This is a genomic window from Christiangramia sabulilitoris (assembly GCF_007050985.1).
Classification (GTDB): domain Bacteria; phylum Bacteroidota; class Bacteroidia; order Flavobacteriales; family Flavobacteriaceae; genus Christiangramia; species Christiangramia sabulilitoris.
In genome coordinates this window covers 54,949-71,016 of record NZ_VHSF01000004.1, presented here as the reverse complement: position 1 = coordinate 71,016, position 16,068 = coordinate 54,949, and the positions used below count along the sequence as shown (strand labels likewise).

The window sequence follows — 16,068 nt, the reverse complement described above, 5'->3', positions numbered from 1 at the left end:
AAAAATCATAATTTTTTAGCGTCTCTGGTGAATTGAATTTCCCAAATTTTATTTCTTACACACACCCTGATGTTTTGACATTCCTTAAAAAGGATTCCATTTTATGGATCTTTAAACTAATGTTTAAAATCATAAATAAAACGCCAGCGTACTAAAGGTTATTTCTTTAATGCAATTTTCGGAACAATAAATTTTAAGATTATGATGAATCACTTCCCTGGGTTGTAGATATCAGCTCTACCTTCTATTCGTTCGTACCAGGTCTCGTTTCACATTACTCCACTCTTTACCGAACAAGAAAGATTTTTAATAATCTCTATTCACATACTTTGGAGTTTTCACCGAAATCACCGGAGATCGTTCTAAAGCTTTCTGAATTACTTAGGTTTATGATCTATGAAAGTAATTCTAACAGAATCTCGTTGACCAGAGAAATTAACCTTCTGAAGGATTATATCGCTCTAGAAAAGTTGCGTTACGGTGACAGATTAGATATATCGATTAAAATTACTGGCAATATAGATAAATATCAGATCGCACCTCTACTAGGAATAATCATAGTTGTAAATGTTATACTATTGATCCTTAATAATTTTTGTCCTTCAACCTAATTCCCAGAAAATATTCAGGTAATTCAGAATGCCAGAAGAATATTAGCTAGATTAAAAATAGATAAGATCAATCCAGAACTTTTTACCTGACTAACTTTCTTGTGATATTAAGATAGACTTACCCCTTCTTCAACTCCGGCTTCAATTAGTTTCTCCGGGGTGATAGGCAGGTCACGCATTCGTTTACCGGTTGCGTTGAATATTGCATTAGCGATAGAAGCTGCCACACTGGTAATACCCAGTTCACCAATTCCTTTAATCCCCATTTTGTTGGCGATCTTATCTTCCTCAGGTAGAAACACCACATCTATATTGGCCAGATCAAGGTTTACCGGCACATGATAATCTGCAAAAGATCTGGTAATAAAATTCCCGAAATTAGGCTCCACCTGTGTTTTTTCAGCAATCACCATTCCTGCACCCATAGTAAGACCCCCTATGATCTGTCCGTAGGCGGTTTTTGGATTCAGAATTTTTCCTGCTGAACCTACATTTACCATTCTTTTGATCCTGTACATTCCCGTATCCTTATCTACCCAAACTTCACAAAAGTTAGCGCCGAAAGAAAAGACTGAATATTCTTCAAATTCCTTGGAGGGCTCTGCCATTCCCTCAGCTTCAAAAGTTTTGATCTGGTTTCTTTTCAGAAGTTCAGCCAAAGCCACGTCTTCATCCTGGGGAATGTTTCTATTATCTTTTAAACCTTTAACGGCATTCTCGCAAGCTGCACGGGCTCCATTGCAATAGGAAGCCGCTCCCCAGGATCCGCCGGACCCCGGAGTGACTGGGAAATTTGAATCCCCCAGTTCAACACTTACCTGCTCAACCGGTATATTTAAATATTCTGAAGCGGTTTGCGCAATTATGGTATAACTACCGGTTCCTATGTCTGTCGCATCCATCTGAATGGTTGCATGCACTTTACCATCATCTTCCAGATCCAGGATCACTTTAGAATATGTTTTTTGATATGGTGAATTCCTGGAAGCAGCGCTTACGCCATAACCAATAAGCCAGTTCCCATTTTTGTTAGTTCCGGGCTCCATCTTTCGATCTTTCCAGCCAAATTTATCTGCACCTATCCTTAAACATTCCACCAGAAGTCTCGATGAAAAAGGTCGGTTCTCATGTAGGTCTGTCTGCGTATCATTTTTTATCCGAAAATCTATCGGATCCATTTTCAGTTTCCAGGCCATTTCATCCATTGCAGATTCCAAGGCGAAACTTCCCGTGGCCTCTCCCGGTGCTCTCATCGCAAAAGGAGTTTGAATATTCATGGGAATCAACTTATAGGTCACCTCGTTGTTAGGCACATTATAAAGCATTTTTGAAACCATTCCGCAGGGCTCCTGGTATTCCATATTTGTAGATGTGTGGGAAAGAGTTTCATGAGAGAGCGCCGTTAGCGTACCGTCATTTTTAGCTCCGATCCGCATCTTTTGCTCATTTTGCTGGCGCATACCCGTATTCGTAAACATCTGCGTCCTGGTAACCGTAACCTGTACCGGTCTGCCCACCATCTTTGCTGCCATCACAGCCATGATGGCGTGCCGTTCAAGGTTTAGTTTTGACCCAAAGCCTCCACCAACAAATGCTGAAACTATCCGCACATCCTTTTTCGGAATTTGAAAAGTAGCTGAAATAGCGATCGTCGCATCATCAACCATCTGCTGACTCGCATAGGCCATTACCTTTCCATTATCCCAGGAGGCGATGATCGCATGCAATTCCATAGGATGATGATGCTCAATAGGGGTGTTATAAGTTTGCTCTACCACCACATCTGCTTCAGAAAGGCCTTTCTGCATATCCCCGCGAGAATAATTAGACCCATTATCTGGATTGTAGGCTTTAGATCTTGACTCCTCAAATTTGATTACGGCAGAGGGGTCTTTTTTGTATTCAAATTTCACCAGACGGGCGGCATATTGCGCCTGTTCAAAAGTTTCGGCTACCACCAGTCCCACATACTCACCGTAATAATTTACTTTGTTACTCTGTAATACCGGTGCAATGCTATCTGTACCTATAGCGGTCATTTCTTTATCGAAGGTCTTAAGTTTTTCTGCATTCTTATAGGTGATAACTTTTAAAACTCCGTCCTGTTTTTCGGCTTCAGAAGTATCTATGGAAACGATTTCTCCTTTAGCGATCGTACTGTTGATACCCTGTGCGTAAACCTTATTTTCTACTGGAAATTCTGAAGCATATTTGGCCTTCCCTGTTACTTTAAGATGGCCTTCTACCCTATCTATGGCTTGCCCAACTCCCGATTTTTTTACTGTATTCATAATGATTTTTTATTTTGAGGTTGGACTATACTTCTCTTTCGAATGCCTGGGTAAGCGCTCTTACAATCGCTTTTTTACCCATATCTACTTTCCATTTATTAGCTTCAAAAGGTTTTGCGTCTTTCATTGCTATCTCAGCCGCCTGCTCAAAGTTGGACTGGTTAGGTTTTTTGCCTTTCAGAAATTCTTCAGAATCATAAAGTTTCCATGGCTTATGCGCTACTCCGCCCATGGCCAAACCTGCCTTAGTGATAGTTCCGCTTTTCAGCTGAAGTCCGGCCGCAACCGAAATCAAAGCAAAAGCATAACTGGATCGCTCCCGTATCTTTAAATAGTAATAGTGATCTGCAAACACAGGTTCGGTAAGGTGAATAGCCGTAATTAATTCGCCCTCTTCAAGATTAGTGTCCTTCTCGGGCTTATCTCCCGGCAAACGATGAAAATCTGTAAATTCTATCATTCTGGATGAACCTCCGGGCTGCTCGACTTCAACCGTAGCACCAAGTGCAGCTAGAGCTACACACATATCTGATGGATTTGTAGCAATACAGCTATCACTATAACCAAAAATAGCGTGCAGGGAATTCTTCCCGTTCAAAGCGCCACATCCAGAGCCGGGTTGCCTTTTATTACAAGGCATGGAGGTCTCGAAAAAATATGGACAGCGGGTGCGCTGTAATAGGTTTCCACCGTTACTCGCCATATTCCTTATCTGGGCGGTAGCTGCAGAAAGCATCGCCATACTAAGCAGTGGATATTGCTTTCTAATGTCAGGATGATTCGCAGTCTCAGAATTACTAAGCATGGCTCCCAGGCTTAATCCACCCTTATCATTCCTGGTGATCTTTTTATAGTCAAGATTGTTTACGTCTATTAACTGGTCTGGCCGCTCTACATCTTCTTTCATTAGGTCTATCAGGTTAGTTCCCCCGGCAAGATAATGTGAAGTTTTAGTGGTAGCCTTTAGCGCCTGTTCCTTATTTGTTGCACTTGTATAGGTGAATGGTCTCATGTTCAGTTCAATTAAAGTTAATTCTAAGGTCTAGGCTTTTTTAGCTTTCTCCATTTGTTCCTGGGTAGCGAACTCCCAGGTTGGCATCTCATCATTTCCGGAATGAACTTCTTTAAAGGCCTGAACAATATTATTATAGGCACCGCAACGGCATATGTTTCCAGACATTCTTTCCCTGATCTCCTCTTCAGAAAGATTTAAATTCTGCTCTATCTTTTTAAAATCTTCAGTCACATAACTGGCTTCACCATTTTTAGCTTCTTCTAATAATGCTACGGAAGAACAGATCTGTCCCGGCGTACAGTAACCACACTGGAATCCGTCATGTTTTAAAAAGGCTTTTTGCATTGGATGCATTTCTCCATTCTTAACAAGACCTTCCACGGTAGTGATCTCCTTGCCTTCGCAGGTTGCCGCTAAAGTTAAACAGGAAAGGTTCCTCTTACCGTCAATTATTACCGTACATGCACCACACTGGCCGTGATCACATCCCTTTTTAGTCCCGGTTAGGGCTAGTCTTTCCCTTAAGGCATCAAGCAGACTCATTCTGGAGTCTAAGGTTAATGGTTTTACCATTTCATTTACCCTAAGATTTACTTTAATTTCGTTAAGTAGTACTTGTGGATTATCTGGAAGATCTTTCATATTGCTGGCAAATAATTCTGAAGTAAAATATGAAGAAGCCCAGATACTTAAACTGGCTGCAGAAACCTGTTTTAAGAATTTTCTCCGGGAACTCCCACTTAACCCCATTTCGTCAAGGATCATTTTTTCGTCATCGGTGAGATTCTCAAGATCTGCGTTCTGTTTCCATTTATCAATATCTTTCATAAAAAATGTATTAGGGAAGTAAGTAGGCTTCTAAAATTAAAGATTAAAATCTTGTAAAGCGTTAGTATTATGTTAATCAGAAAGAATATTTAGAGAAACCTCGTTAAAAATCTTATTGATCTTCAAACAATTAAGACTTTGAGGATATGGGAAGTTATATCGTAATTCCGAATCCGTTTGATAGAATAAGCTTTAAGCCAACGTAGAAAACAAGAATAGCAGTAAGGATTCCCAGAAATTTCAGGTTGAATTTCTTATTGGAAAGATATGAGCCCAGGCTTCCGCCAAGTACTACTGCGATAATAAGTTTTATTACAAGATCATGATCCAGGCGAAAAGTTCCGGCGACATTTAAACCAATAAGACCGGCTACCGAATTCACCAGGATAAATACCGACGCCAGGGAAGCAATGATCCTTGGGTCTTTCCATTTCAGAAGATTTAATATCGGAGACAGGAAAATACCTCCGCCTATTCCCGAGATCCCGGAAAGCAGACCTATGCCACCTCCAAGAAGTAATTTCCTGGGTTTAGAGAATTCCTGAGATTCGAGTTTGCTTTTTACAAATCTTAAACTCATAAAGATCCCGGCCAAAACCAGAGCACTTCCCAGGAAGAGGAAAAATACGGTTTGAGAAAGTTTTACCATAGCTCCAAAATATGCCATAGGAATACTTAAAACGAAAAAAGTCCATATCAGTTTTGGTTTTAAAACTCCGTTTTTAATATATACGAAGGTGCCGATTGAGACCACACAAATATTCAGGATAAGTGCTGTAGAGCGTATTTCGTAGAAATCGGTTATCACAAGGCTAAGAATTGCCAGGTAACTGGAACCTCCCCCAAAGCCAACGGAACTGTAGAATAAAGCAATTATAAAAAAGATAAATGGGAGGTATTCTAAGGGCATATTATGAAATTAGAAGACATTCTATAAGATCCCCTTTTTTAACCGAAGTTTCAGCATCAATAAATGCCAGGGCATTCCCAAGCGCCATAGATTGTATCATCGAGGAACCTTGCCCGTTCAAAATTTCTGCCTGAGAATTACTGATCTTCGCCTTTAAAAATGAAGGACGGTCAGACCTGTTCTCAAAATCATGCGAAATTGGAAAAGAATATCGATTGAGCCCGTTTTTATCTGAGCCACTTAACTGATATAGAAAAGGCAGTACATAAACATAAAAACAACTAAGTGAAGATGCCGGATTTCCCGGTAAGGCAAATACAAACTTATCTCCTTTCTTTCCAAAATAAAGCGGTTTTCCCGGTTTCTGAAAAACTTTATAGAATTGTTCCTCTACTCCATTTTCTTCCAGCGCCTGTTTCACAAAATCATAATCTCCAACCGAAATTCCTCCGGAAAGGATCAGTACATCTGCAGTTTCCAGGGATTCTTTGATCCCTGATTTTATCGCTTCAAAATCATCTTCGATCTGTTTCTTATCCTGACAGTGAAAACCGAAATTCTCACAGGCTGCAGCGAGAGCAAAGCTATTGGATTCAAAGATCTGGCCTTCGGCTTTTGGCTTTCCAGGCTGGATCAATTCATTCCCGGTAGTAATTAAATTTATGACCGACTTTTTAAAGACCTCAACTTTTTCAATTCCCAGGCTTCCTATTAAACCTATCCCGGCAGGACTAATACTGTAGCCTTTTTCAAAAACAAGCTGACCTGCTTTTAATTCTTCTCCTTTTCTCCGAATACACTGCCCTTCTTTTGGTTCTGTCTCCAGAAGTAGTTTATCTCCATGAACAGAAACCTTTTCCTGCATTATTACTGCGGTAGTTTTTTCAGGAGTTTTTGCCCCTGTAAAGATGCGAACGGCTTCACCTTCTTTCAATGCTATCTCACTCATATCGCCGGCAGCAACTTCCCCTACAATTTTATATTCTTTATAAATCCCACAGAGAGCATAACCATCCATCGCGGAATTGTCGAATGAAGGCATATCAAATGGAGCAGTTATATTTTTGGAAAGGGAAAATCCGAGACAATCCTTAAGATGCCGGTTTTCGGTTTTCAGATTTACAGATTGATCCTGAATGATCTTTAAAGCTTCTTTGATTGTTACCATTAGCCTCCTATTGATATCATTGACCTGTTCTTTTCGTAATGCTCGGGATCCATTTTCACATCCATTCCATCCCGGGAATATTTCTTGGTTTTGATCGCGTTAATGATAATATTATCCATTTCCTCACCATTTCTAAGTGGAGTAAGCAGATCGGTTTCAGAATTGGCAAAAAGGCAGTTCTTCATTTTCCCATCGGCCGTTACCCGAATTCTATTGCACTCAGAACAGAACGGATTGGTAATGGTGCTCACGATCGAGAAACTTCCTGTATGCCCTTTCACCTTAAAATTATTGGATGTACTATGCTTTGGGTTTTTCAATTCCTCAATTTTTCCAAATTTTTCTGAAACTATATCAAGAATTTCCTTTTCCGAAACTCCTTTGCTCCAGTCCCATTTATTGCCCTTAAAAGGCATAAACTCGATGAATTTGACCGTAAGCTTCTTGTTTTTGGTAAGCTCTATAAAATCATTGATCTCGTTGTCATTAACTCCTTTGATAAGCACAATATTCAGCTTGACCTCCATATCCATCTCTAAAGCCTGCTGAATATTTTTCCAGATCCGGTCAAAATAATCCCGCTTGGTTATAAAAACCGACTTTGCTTTATCCAGAGTATCCAGGCTGAGATTGATCTTTTTTAAGCCTATTTTCTGAAAAAGATCCAGGTATCTATCAAGCATGATCCCGTTGGTGGTGATCTTTAAAGTGACGCCCAGTTTTGCCAGTTCTTCTACCAGGTAGCCAAAATTCTTTCGCACCAAAGGCTCCCCGCCGGTGAGACGGATAGTATCCACCCCAAGGTCACGGAATGTCCTCGCCAGATCAATGATCTCTTCCAGAGTCATGATATTAGATTTCTCCATGAGTTCGATCCCTTCTTCCGGCATGCAGTAAAAGCAACGAAGATTGCACCTGTCGGTCAGGGAAATCCTGAGATAGGTATGCGGTCGTCCAAAATTATCTACTATTTTCTTCTTTTCTTCAATCATGTCTTTTTCCTTCTATCACTTTAAAAACGTGCAATACATGCGGAAATATCGCATCCATGCATTCTGCTGCGCCTTTAGTTGATCCTGGCAATGCCAGCACCACTTTTCCGTCCATTATCCCGGCTACAGACCTTGATAACATCGCATATGGCATCCGCTGCTGACCATAATTTCTCATTTGTTCCTCTACCCCTTTTAACTTAAGATCCAGCAAGGGTTCTATGGTTTCAGGAGTTACATCACGAGGACCTACACCTGTTCCTCCTGTGAAAATGACCATATTCGTTTTTGCATTTTTCAACGCCGATCTTATTTCTTCGGCTTCATCGGGAATAATGCTAATTTCAGATTCAATTCCCTGTTCTCTCAGTTTTGAAGCGATCGCCTTTCCAGCTTTATCTTCTCCCTGACCTTTTGAAATGGTATCTGAACACACCACGATTTTTGCATTTAAGCCTTCAGAATTGACTTTAAAAGATGATTTTCCTCCTTTTTTATTCTGAAGCCGGATGCACCCGATCTCCACATTTTTATCGATGGGTTTCAGCATATCATACATCGTAAGCGCTACAATACTGGCGCCATGCATCGCCTCCACCTCAACTCCGGTCTTGTAGATCGTTTTAACCCTAACCGAGATCTGTATCTCAAGTCCGTTAATTTCGTATTCAATTCCGGTATATTCTATAGGTAACGGATGACAGTCCGGAAGCAACTCAGGTGTTTTCTTTACACCCAGTAATCCCGCGGCTTTCGCCATTTCAAAAACATTCCCTTTCGGAACCTTATTTTCCCTGATCGCTTTAATCGTCTCCTCGCTTGAAGTCCGTACCACAGCAATGGCAGTGGCTTCCCGAAGGGTTGTTATCTTATGCGTTATATCAACCATCTATTTATTCACTTTCCATTGATGAGTTTCATCTTCGAAAATCTCTTTTCCGAAAATGGGCACATTGGCCTTAATTTCTTCTACAAAATAGATGCAGGCCTCAATGGCGATATTTCTATGCGCCGAAGAAGTGAATACGAAAAGACAAATCTCTCCGGTTTTAACCTCACCTAGGCTATGATAAATATGCGCACAGGTTATGTCGAATTTCGAAAATGCCGCTTCCCTGATCTCATGAAAAACATTTTCAGCCATTTCCTCATAAGCCGAATAATCAATGGCGCTCACTGTTTTCCCATCAATTTCATCTGCCCGGATCTGGCCCAGAAAAATACTATGTGCTCCAATATTGGTTTTGGACTGATGATTCGCAATGGAGTTAGCGATCTTTTCCGGCGGAATGGCGCCCTGAACGAATACTTTTTTTGGTTTCTTCTTATCCATTAAATTCTATTTTATCGTCACCCTGTCCCGATAGCTATCGGGATTGTCTCAGGGTCTCCTCTTATCCATCGATTATCGTTTCAACTCCTCCTTCAACATTTATAAGATTATTGAATTCGAATTGTGCTTTTAATAAATCCACTACTTTCTTGCTTCTTTTTCCCGACTGGCAAAAAACCAGTACCTCTTCCTGCTTCGGAATTTCTTCTAAACGGTCTTCCAGCTCGCTAAGCGGAATTTGAAGAACTTTTCCAGAATTGACCCTAGGTTGTTCGAATATTTCCCGGATATCCAGGTAGAGCTTTGACTCATCAGAAATTTTGCATTCTATTCTAACGGGAATAATTCCTTCATTTTTGATCTTTTCTATCTCTTCTACTCGCTTTGAAATAGTTAAAAGTTGATCCTGCCCAGATAAGACATTAACCAGTTTTAATTTTCCTGAAAGTACATTTCCGGCACCAAGTATCATTTTTAAAACTTCAGCGGCCTGCATGGTTCCCAGGATCCCCGGGGTAACGCCAAGTACTCCGGTTGCTTCACAACTTATATTCTGCCTGGTGGTCTTCGGAAAAAGACATCGGTAAGAAGGTCCATCCTGAAAATTGAATACCGAAAGCTGGCCTTCATTTTTATAGATCGAAGCATAGACCCATGGTTTTTCGATTAAAATACAGGCATCGTTGATCAGGTATTTTGTTTCAAAATTATCTGTGCCATCAAGGATGATATCATAAAGCTGAAATAGGTTTTCCGCATTATCTATACTTAAAGGTTCTTCAAAAACATCAATTTCAACTTCTGAATTGATCTGCTGAAGTCTTGATTTCGCCACCACAGCTTTTGATTTTCCCAGATCCTTCTCGGTAAACAATAACTGCCGATGAAGATTTGAAAGTGAAACCCGGTCGTGATCTATAAGCCCGAGCCTGCCAATTCCTGCGCCAACGAGATATTGCGCGGCAGGACAACCCAATCCGCCAACGCCAACAATAAGTACACTGGCATTGCGGAGTTTTTCCTGACCAGAAACTCCAACTTCATCTAATTTTATTTGTCGGTCGTATCTCATTATCCACCTGCGAATGGTGGTAAAAATGCCACCTCATCGCCTTCATTTAATTCTACTTTGTTATCTAAATTCTGGTTCACCGCAAGCTGTATAGATTCAGGATCCTGGATCTGGTATTTCTGAACCTGCTGATCTTTCAGCTCTATAGCCGATGTTCCTGAAACAACATCCAGAACCTCTTCGGTTCTACCCGCAGATTCAGCGATCATTCCAAAATATTTTACCGTCACTTTCATTCTTTCTCTAGCTTCTTTAATAATTCCACATCTTCTTTAGTATCCACATCAAAATTTCCTTTCTCAAATTTTACCGTCCGGAACTGAATTTTCTTATCATAGACCAATTTTTTAGCTCCATGATCTCCTTTCAGTTCTTTCAAATACGGGAAAACCGAACTTGAAAAAATCGCAGGAACACCAACATCCTCATCATATTCTGAAAAAGTAGCCTCACTGTTACTGGCTAATTGTTCCTTTATCAGAGCATCAATTCTTTGCTTACTTACAAACGGCTGATCTGAAAGCAGAATAAGTAAATGTTCCAGGTCTTTCTCCTTTTCCAAAGACTTCTCCAGACCTGCCCTGATACTTGAAGCCATTCCCTCCTGCCAGTTTTGATTAAAAAGGATTTCAAACTTTTTCGGTTCGATCTTATCTTTTATTTCTTTCGCAGCGGCACCAAGGACCAGCACTTCGGTTCCAAATTCAAAAGAATCTGCCACATCTATAATATGTTGCAGCATTGGTTTTCCTTTGAAATCCACCAATTGCTTAGGATACCCTAGCCGACTCGAAGAACCGGCAGCAAGAATCACAACTCCTATTTTCACATTATTTCTCAAATCTTTATTTCCTTAAACTGAGAATTATTTTTTTCATGAATTGGCGTTGACTTCTCCTTAAGTGGTCTGGCACTTTTTCCTGTTAGCACCGATTGGATTTCAGATAAGATTGATAATCCGATCTCTGCCGGCGTTTCTGCCCCAATTTCCAGACCTACCGGAGCATGGATCTTTTTCAGAATCTCATCTTTTAATTCAAATCCTTCCTCCTTGAGATCATCCTGCATTCTCTGGTACTTCTTCAAAGGACCAAGGATCCCGATATAAGGGATCTTCTGTTCTTCAAGCAATAGTTTTAAAACTGCGAGATCATAATTATAATTATGACTCATCAGTACAAAACAACTACGCTGATCTATTTCTATATTTTGCAGTGTTTCCCCAGGCTTTGAGACTATCACCTGGCAGGAACTGGTAAAACGTTCTTTATTAGCGTGAGTGGGCCTGCCATCGGTCACGATCACATCCCAGCCAAGCAGATCGGCTTGTTGTGCAAGTATCTGGGCATCATTGCCGGCTCCAACAATAATGAGCTTTACCGGAGGCTGATAATTCTGAATAAAAATATGACAAGTCTCTTTTTGTAATGATAGCTCCGCAAAAACTGAGTGGTTTTCCTTCAAAACCAATTGAGATTGTTCCAGAATTTGTTCCAGTAATTCTTGTTCCGGTTTCTTACCCCAAAAAGTTGATTTTTCATCAATCATCAGGGAAGTTCCATACTGCTCTTTTGTTTTATCAAGATTAAACTGTACTACGATTGCCAAAGGATCCTTTTGAGCGATCACCTTTTTCAGCAATTCGCAGGGATTCATTTGATCCTGATAATCTAAAGGTTCAAAAAGCACCTGGATGATCCCGTTACAACCCAACTGGGCTCCAATTATCGCGTCATCTTCATCACTGGTATCATAAGTGATGAGTTTATTTTTTTGCTGGTGCAAGGCATGCAGTGCCTTTCGCAAAGCGTCTCCTTCCAGACACCCGCCACTTATGGCACCTGTTATATTCCCGAATTCATCTACAAGCATGCGGGAACCGGCTCTACGGTAGGATGATCCCTCCACATGAACCACGGTAGCCAGAACGCTTTGCGTCCCTTCATTTTTCAGAAGTTCATATTGATTTATAATTGCATCCAGTTCTTTCATACCACTGCTCTTTTTAACTTGTTCACAGTATTCTTTATTTCTTCGGCTGCAAATTCGATGTCTGAAAGGCTGGTATTTCTTCCTAAACTGATACGTAGAGAAGATAATGCCTGTTCATCGTTTAAGCCCATGGCTTTTAAAACATGGGAAGGTTCAATAGTATTGGACGTACAGGCCGACCCACGTGAAATCGCCAGGCTATTCAATTTCCTGAGAAGTTGGTTACCGTCAATATTCTCAAAGGAGATATTGGTCGTGTTTGGCAACCGTTCAGCAGTCCTGGAATTAATTCTACAAGAACCTGATTCCATTAAAAGTCCTTCCAGTTTATCTCTGAGTTTCGAGATTCTTACTGACTCTTCTTCCATTTCAGAAAAAGCAATTTCGGCAGCCTTTCCAAATCCTATGATACCCGGAACATTCAGGGTTCCCGGGCGCAATCCTTTTTCCTGTCCCCCTCCAAAAACCTGAGGTTCAATTTCGATCTTATTTTTCTTGTTGATATATAGAGCACCAACGCCTTTTGGTCCATAGATCTTATGAGAAGAGAAGATCGCCATATCTATATTTAGTGCTTTGAGATCAACAGGTATTTTACCCACAGCCTGGGTAATATCACTCATTAGCTTAACTCCTTTTGAATGAACAATTTTTTCGATGTCATGCATAGGATGAATCAGCCCGGTTTCATTATTTGCCAGCATCAGGCAAACCAGAATCGTTTCTGAAGTAATAGATCTTTCCAGTTCGCTAAGATCAATATTCCCTTGAAAATCTACATCTAGATAAGTAACTTCAAAACCTTCATTTTCCAGAGCTTTTAAAGTATCCAGAATGGCTTTATGCTCGGTTTTACAGGTTATAATATGATTTCCTTCTGACCTGTTCCTTTTACAAAAACCGAAAAGTGCCAGATTTGCTGCTTCGGTAGCGCCTGAAGTAAAAGTAATTCCGGTTGGCTTACAGTTTATCAATCTGGCGACCTGTTCCCTGGAATTTTCAACAGCTTCATTGGCATCCCACCCAAAAACATGATCACTACTGGCATTCCCGAATTTCTCGGTAAAATAAGGTAACATCGCTTCAACCACCCGTTGATCAGCTGGTGTGGTTGCATTATAATCCAGATATATTTTCTTTTTTACTGCCATTTAAGCGTTATGTATAAACGTATATATCGCCATTTAACATTTAAGGCTCAGGACTATCCGAAGCCTTAAATTTTTATTTTAAAACTTTGATCAGATCGGTTTGCTGTTCTACCAGTTCAGCGATCTTTCTCTGTAAATTCTCGAACTCTCGCATTATTTCCAAACCCTGTGGAGTGACTTCTGCTCCTCCACCGTGCTGGCCTCCTTTTTTCAGAATAACCAAAGGTTCTTCAGCATGCTGATTCAACCTTTGCACCAATTCCCAGGCTTTTTTATAGGACATTTCCATCTTACTAGCCGCCCTGGAAAGAGATCCTTCTTCCTGTATTCTTTTCAAAAGTTCGTTAGGCCCGGGACCATAAAACTTCTCTCCTTCATCTTCAACCCAACATTTAACTTTGATCTTTTTCATAATTGAAAGGATCTGTTAGGTTTTCAAATCGCTACCCGCATTTTTCAATTCATTGACAAAAGGTTGTTTATAGAATCTTTTTCCGGTCGCTTTATAAAGAGCATTAGCCAAAGCTCCCTGAACAGGAGGAAATGGCGGCTCTCCCAGACCGGTAGGATCTACACCATTATCTATAAAATGCACATCGATCTTTTTCGGTGCCTGTTTGTGACGAATTAGATTATAAGTGTCGAAATTGCTTTTCTGAGGCGCTCCATCTTTAAAGGTTATTTCGCTATAAAGAGCGTGGCCAATTCCATCGATGGTCCCACCTTCCACCATATTTTTAGCGGCATCTGGATTCACCACGATTCCACAATCTACCACACAGGTGACCTTATCTATCAAAGGTTCATTATTTTTTATCGTCATGTCAAGGATCTGTGCCACGTAAGAATTATGGCAGTAATATGCCGAAACTCCACGACTTTGAGAAGAACTTCCATTATTCCATCCAGATCTATCCCTGGCGACCTTCAGTACACCGGCATATCTTTTAGCATCATAATCATTCTCTTCACCAACAGGATCAGATTCTGCCCGTTTTAGCATATCCAGCCTGAACTGAATTGGGTCCTGCCCCATTTCCTCTGCCAGTTCATCTAAAAATGACTGCTCTGCCCCCGCAATGAAATTTGAACGTGGAGCTCTGAAAGCTCCTGTTGAAATATTTGATTCAAGACTCCAGCTTTCTGCAAGATAATTGTCGATAGCTCCTGCAGGGAAACGATTGGCGAAAAGCGGACTTTCCGGAATTCCTCCTGCATTCACATGAAAAGCAGTTAACTTATTGTTCGCATCCAGCGCAGCTCGGTATTTTACATGATAAGCCGGGCGATATACACCATTGGTCATATCATCTTCACGGGAATAGACAAGTTTGATAGGTTTCCCCATTTTCTGAGAAATGACGGCAGCTTCCACCAGGAAGTGACCATAAAGTCTACGGCCAAAACCACCTCCCATTCTTGTCATCTGTATATCTATATCTTCAAGGTCGAAGCCAAGGCGTTTATTTACACTCTTTTCGGCATATTCAGGTGTTTGAATAGGTCCTAATAACAAGGCCTTATCACTGGTAACATCGGCGAAAAAGTTCATAGGTTCCATGCAATTATGCGCAAGGAACGGGCAGGTATAAGAACGCTCGATAACCCTGGCGGCATTTTTAAATGCTTTTTCCGGTTCGCCATCCTTTCTTACCACTTCAGATTTTTTCTCCCCTACCTCAGCCATCAGCGTATTATGGATATCACTGCTTTCGAGTCCGGTTGCTCCAGCCATTCCAGCAGATTTTTCCAGAATCTGTATCTGTTCGGTCAATTTTGGGTTCAGGTCCCATTCTACCTTTAATTCTTTCTTAGCCTGCATCACCTGCCAGGTAGACTCACCTACAACCACCACAAGTTTTGAAAAGGCTGCCACATCGCTCCATTCTTTTTCCATATCCTCCGGATAGGTATCTATGGTAAAAACGTCAACGATACCGGGCATTTCTTTTACCTTATCGGAATCCATGGATTTGAACTCCATCCCGAATGCAGGTGGTTGTACCAGCATCGCGATGAGCATTCCGTCTTTATAAGTATCCAGGCCATAAAGAGGCTGCCCGGTCACAATTTTCTTCGCGTCTACATTCTTTCGGGAAGTACCTATTATTTTGAAATTGTCATTATCCTTTAATTCTACTTCTTCCGGAACTTCAACCTGGGCGGCGGCTTTCGCGATCTCGCCGTATCCCATGGTCTTATCACTTCCCTTATGTTTTATCACTCCTTCTTCAACAGTTAGTTCAGAAACCGGAACTTCCCATTGTTTAGCAGCAGCGGTAAGAAGCATCTGTCTGGCTGTCGCTCCAGCGGTTCTCAAAGATTCCCAACCCTGACGGATAGACTGACTACCACCGGCAAGCTGCCTGGTGAAAATATCAGTATTTAGGGGTGCTTGTTCTACGATGACATTATTCCAATCCACGTCAAGTTCTTCTGCCACGATCATGGGCATGGAGGTCTTTACGTTCTGACCAATTTCAGGATTTGGAGAATAGATGGTAACAATTCCATTATCGCCTATTTTCAGATAACCGTTAAGCTCGAACCACTCATCTGGCATTTGCATGGCCATTTCTTCTCCACCTTCTTCTGTAGCTCTTTTACACGCCAGCCAGTTGAAACCGATGATCAATCCGCCACTGGCAACTCCAACGCTTTTTATAAAAGATCTTCTGCCTATTCCTGTTTTTACTTTACTCATT

General features: G+C 41.0%; 16 protein-coding genes. 1 reads left to right on the top strand and 15 read right to left on the bottom strand.

The features are described from left to right. Positions 1-230 precede the first annotated feature (230 nt). Positions 231-611: a histidine kinase gene (locus tag FGM01_RS14715; protein WP_143411830.1), complete on the top strand. Its 381-nt coding sequence runs from the start codon at positions 231-233 to the stop codon at positions 609-611. 107 nt (positions 612-718) lie between these two features. Here the strand turns inward: FGM01_RS14715 and FGM01_RS13975 are convergent, their stop codons facing one another. The 15 genes from FGM01_RS13975 to FGM01_RS13905 form a co-directional block, all read right to left on the bottom strand. After that, the gene (locus tag FGM01_RS13975) at positions 719-2,902 is read right to left on the bottom strand and encodes a xanthine dehydrogenase family protein molybdopterin-binding subunit (protein WP_143411809.1); all 2,184 of its coding nucleotides are present in this window, start codon (positions 2,900-2,902) and stop codon (positions 719-721) included. Between the two features lie 25 nt (positions 2,903-2,927). Further along, positions 2,928-3,914, bottom strand: a complete 987-nt coding sequence (locus FGM01_RS13970) for an FAD binding domain-containing protein (protein WP_143411808.1) — start codon at positions 3,912-3,914, stop codon at positions 2,928-2,930. Positions 3,915-3,944: 30 nt separating this feature from the next. Next, on the bottom strand, positions 3,945-4,745 hold the full coding sequence (locus FGM01_RS13965) for a 2Fe-2S iron-sulfur cluster-binding protein (RefSeq protein WP_143411807.1): 801 nt from the start codon (positions 4,743-4,745) through the stop codon (positions 3,945-3,947). Between the two features lie 154 nt (positions 4,746-4,899). Further along, positions 4,900-5,655, bottom strand: a complete 756-nt coding sequence (locus FGM01_RS13960; protein ID WP_143411806.1) for a sulfite exporter TauE/SafE family protein — start codon at positions 5,653-5,655, stop codon at positions 4,900-4,902. A 1-nt stretch (position 5,656) separates the two neighbouring features. After that, the gene (locus FGM01_RS13955; protein ID WP_143411805.1) at positions 5,657-6,823 is read right to left on the bottom strand and encodes a molybdopterin molybdotransferase MoeA; all 1,167 of its coding nucleotides are present in this window, start codon (positions 6,821-6,823) and stop codon (positions 5,657-5,659) included. Then, on the bottom strand, positions 6,823-7,815 hold the full coding sequence (gene moaA / locus FGM01_RS13950; protein WP_143411804.1) for a GTP 3',8-cyclase MoaA: 993 nt from the start codon (positions 7,813-7,815) through the stop codon (positions 6,823-6,825). Before moaA ends, FGM01_RS13955 begins: the two co-directional genes overlap by 1 nt. Beyond that, positions 7,808-8,704: a bifunctional molybdenum cofactor biosynthesis protein MoaC/MoaB gene (moaCB, locus tag FGM01_RS13945; protein ID WP_143411803.1), complete on the bottom strand. Its 897-nt coding sequence runs from the start codon at positions 8,702-8,704 to the stop codon at positions 7,808-7,810. Before moaCB ends, moaA begins: the two co-directional genes overlap by 8 nt. Further along, complete coding sequence (locus FGM01_RS13940) at positions 8,705-9,148, bottom strand: molybdenum cofactor biosynthesis protein MoaE (RefSeq protein ID WP_143411802.1); 444 nt, start codon at positions 9,146-9,148, stop codon at positions 8,705-8,707. Positions 9,149-9,209: 61 nt separating this feature from the next. Continuing rightward, complete coding sequence (locus tag FGM01_RS13935) at positions 9,210-10,220, bottom strand: HesA/MoeB/ThiF family protein (protein ID WP_143411801.1); 1,011 nt, start codon at positions 10,218-10,220, stop codon at positions 9,210-9,212. Then, a complete protein-coding gene (locus tag FGM01_RS13930) occupies positions 10,220-10,456 on the bottom strand; it encodes a MoaD/ThiS family protein (protein WP_143411800.1) in 237 nt (78 codons plus the stop codon). The genes FGM01_RS13935 and FGM01_RS13930 overlap by 1 nt, the downstream gene beginning before the upstream one ends. Continuing rightward, positions 10,453-11,049, bottom strand: coding sequence for a nucleotidyltransferase family protein (locus FGM01_RS13925; RefSeq protein ID WP_243735819.1), 597 nt, complete (start codon positions 11,047-11,049; stop codon positions 10,453-10,455). The genes FGM01_RS13930 and FGM01_RS13925 overlap by 4 nt, the downstream gene beginning before the upstream one ends. 8 nt (positions 11,050-11,057) lie before the next feature. Then, positions 11,058-12,212 carry an XdhC family protein gene (locus FGM01_RS13920; RefSeq protein ID WP_143411798.1) on the bottom strand — a complete coding sequence of 385 codons (1,155 nt, stop codon included), beginning with the start codon at positions 12,210-12,212 and terminating at the stop codon, positions 11,058-11,060. Then, positions 12,209-13,363, bottom strand: coding sequence for a cysteine desulfurase family protein (locus tag FGM01_RS13915; RefSeq protein ID WP_143411797.1), 1,155 nt, complete (start codon positions 13,361-13,363; stop codon positions 12,209-12,211). The genes FGM01_RS13920 and FGM01_RS13915 overlap by 4 nt, the downstream gene beginning before the upstream one ends. A 73-nt stretch (positions 13,364-13,436) precedes the next feature. Further along, positions 13,437-13,775, bottom strand: a complete 339-nt coding sequence (locus FGM01_RS13910) for a winged helix-turn-helix domain-containing protein (protein ID WP_143411796.1) — start codon at positions 13,773-13,775, stop codon at positions 13,437-13,439. Between the two features lie 15 nt (positions 13,776-13,790). Beyond that, positions 13,791-16,067, bottom strand: a complete 2,277-nt coding sequence (locus FGM01_RS13905; RefSeq protein WP_143411795.1) for a xanthine dehydrogenase family protein molybdopterin-binding subunit — start codon at positions 16,065-16,067, stop codon at positions 13,791-13,793. Position 16,068: the final 1 nt, after the last annotated feature.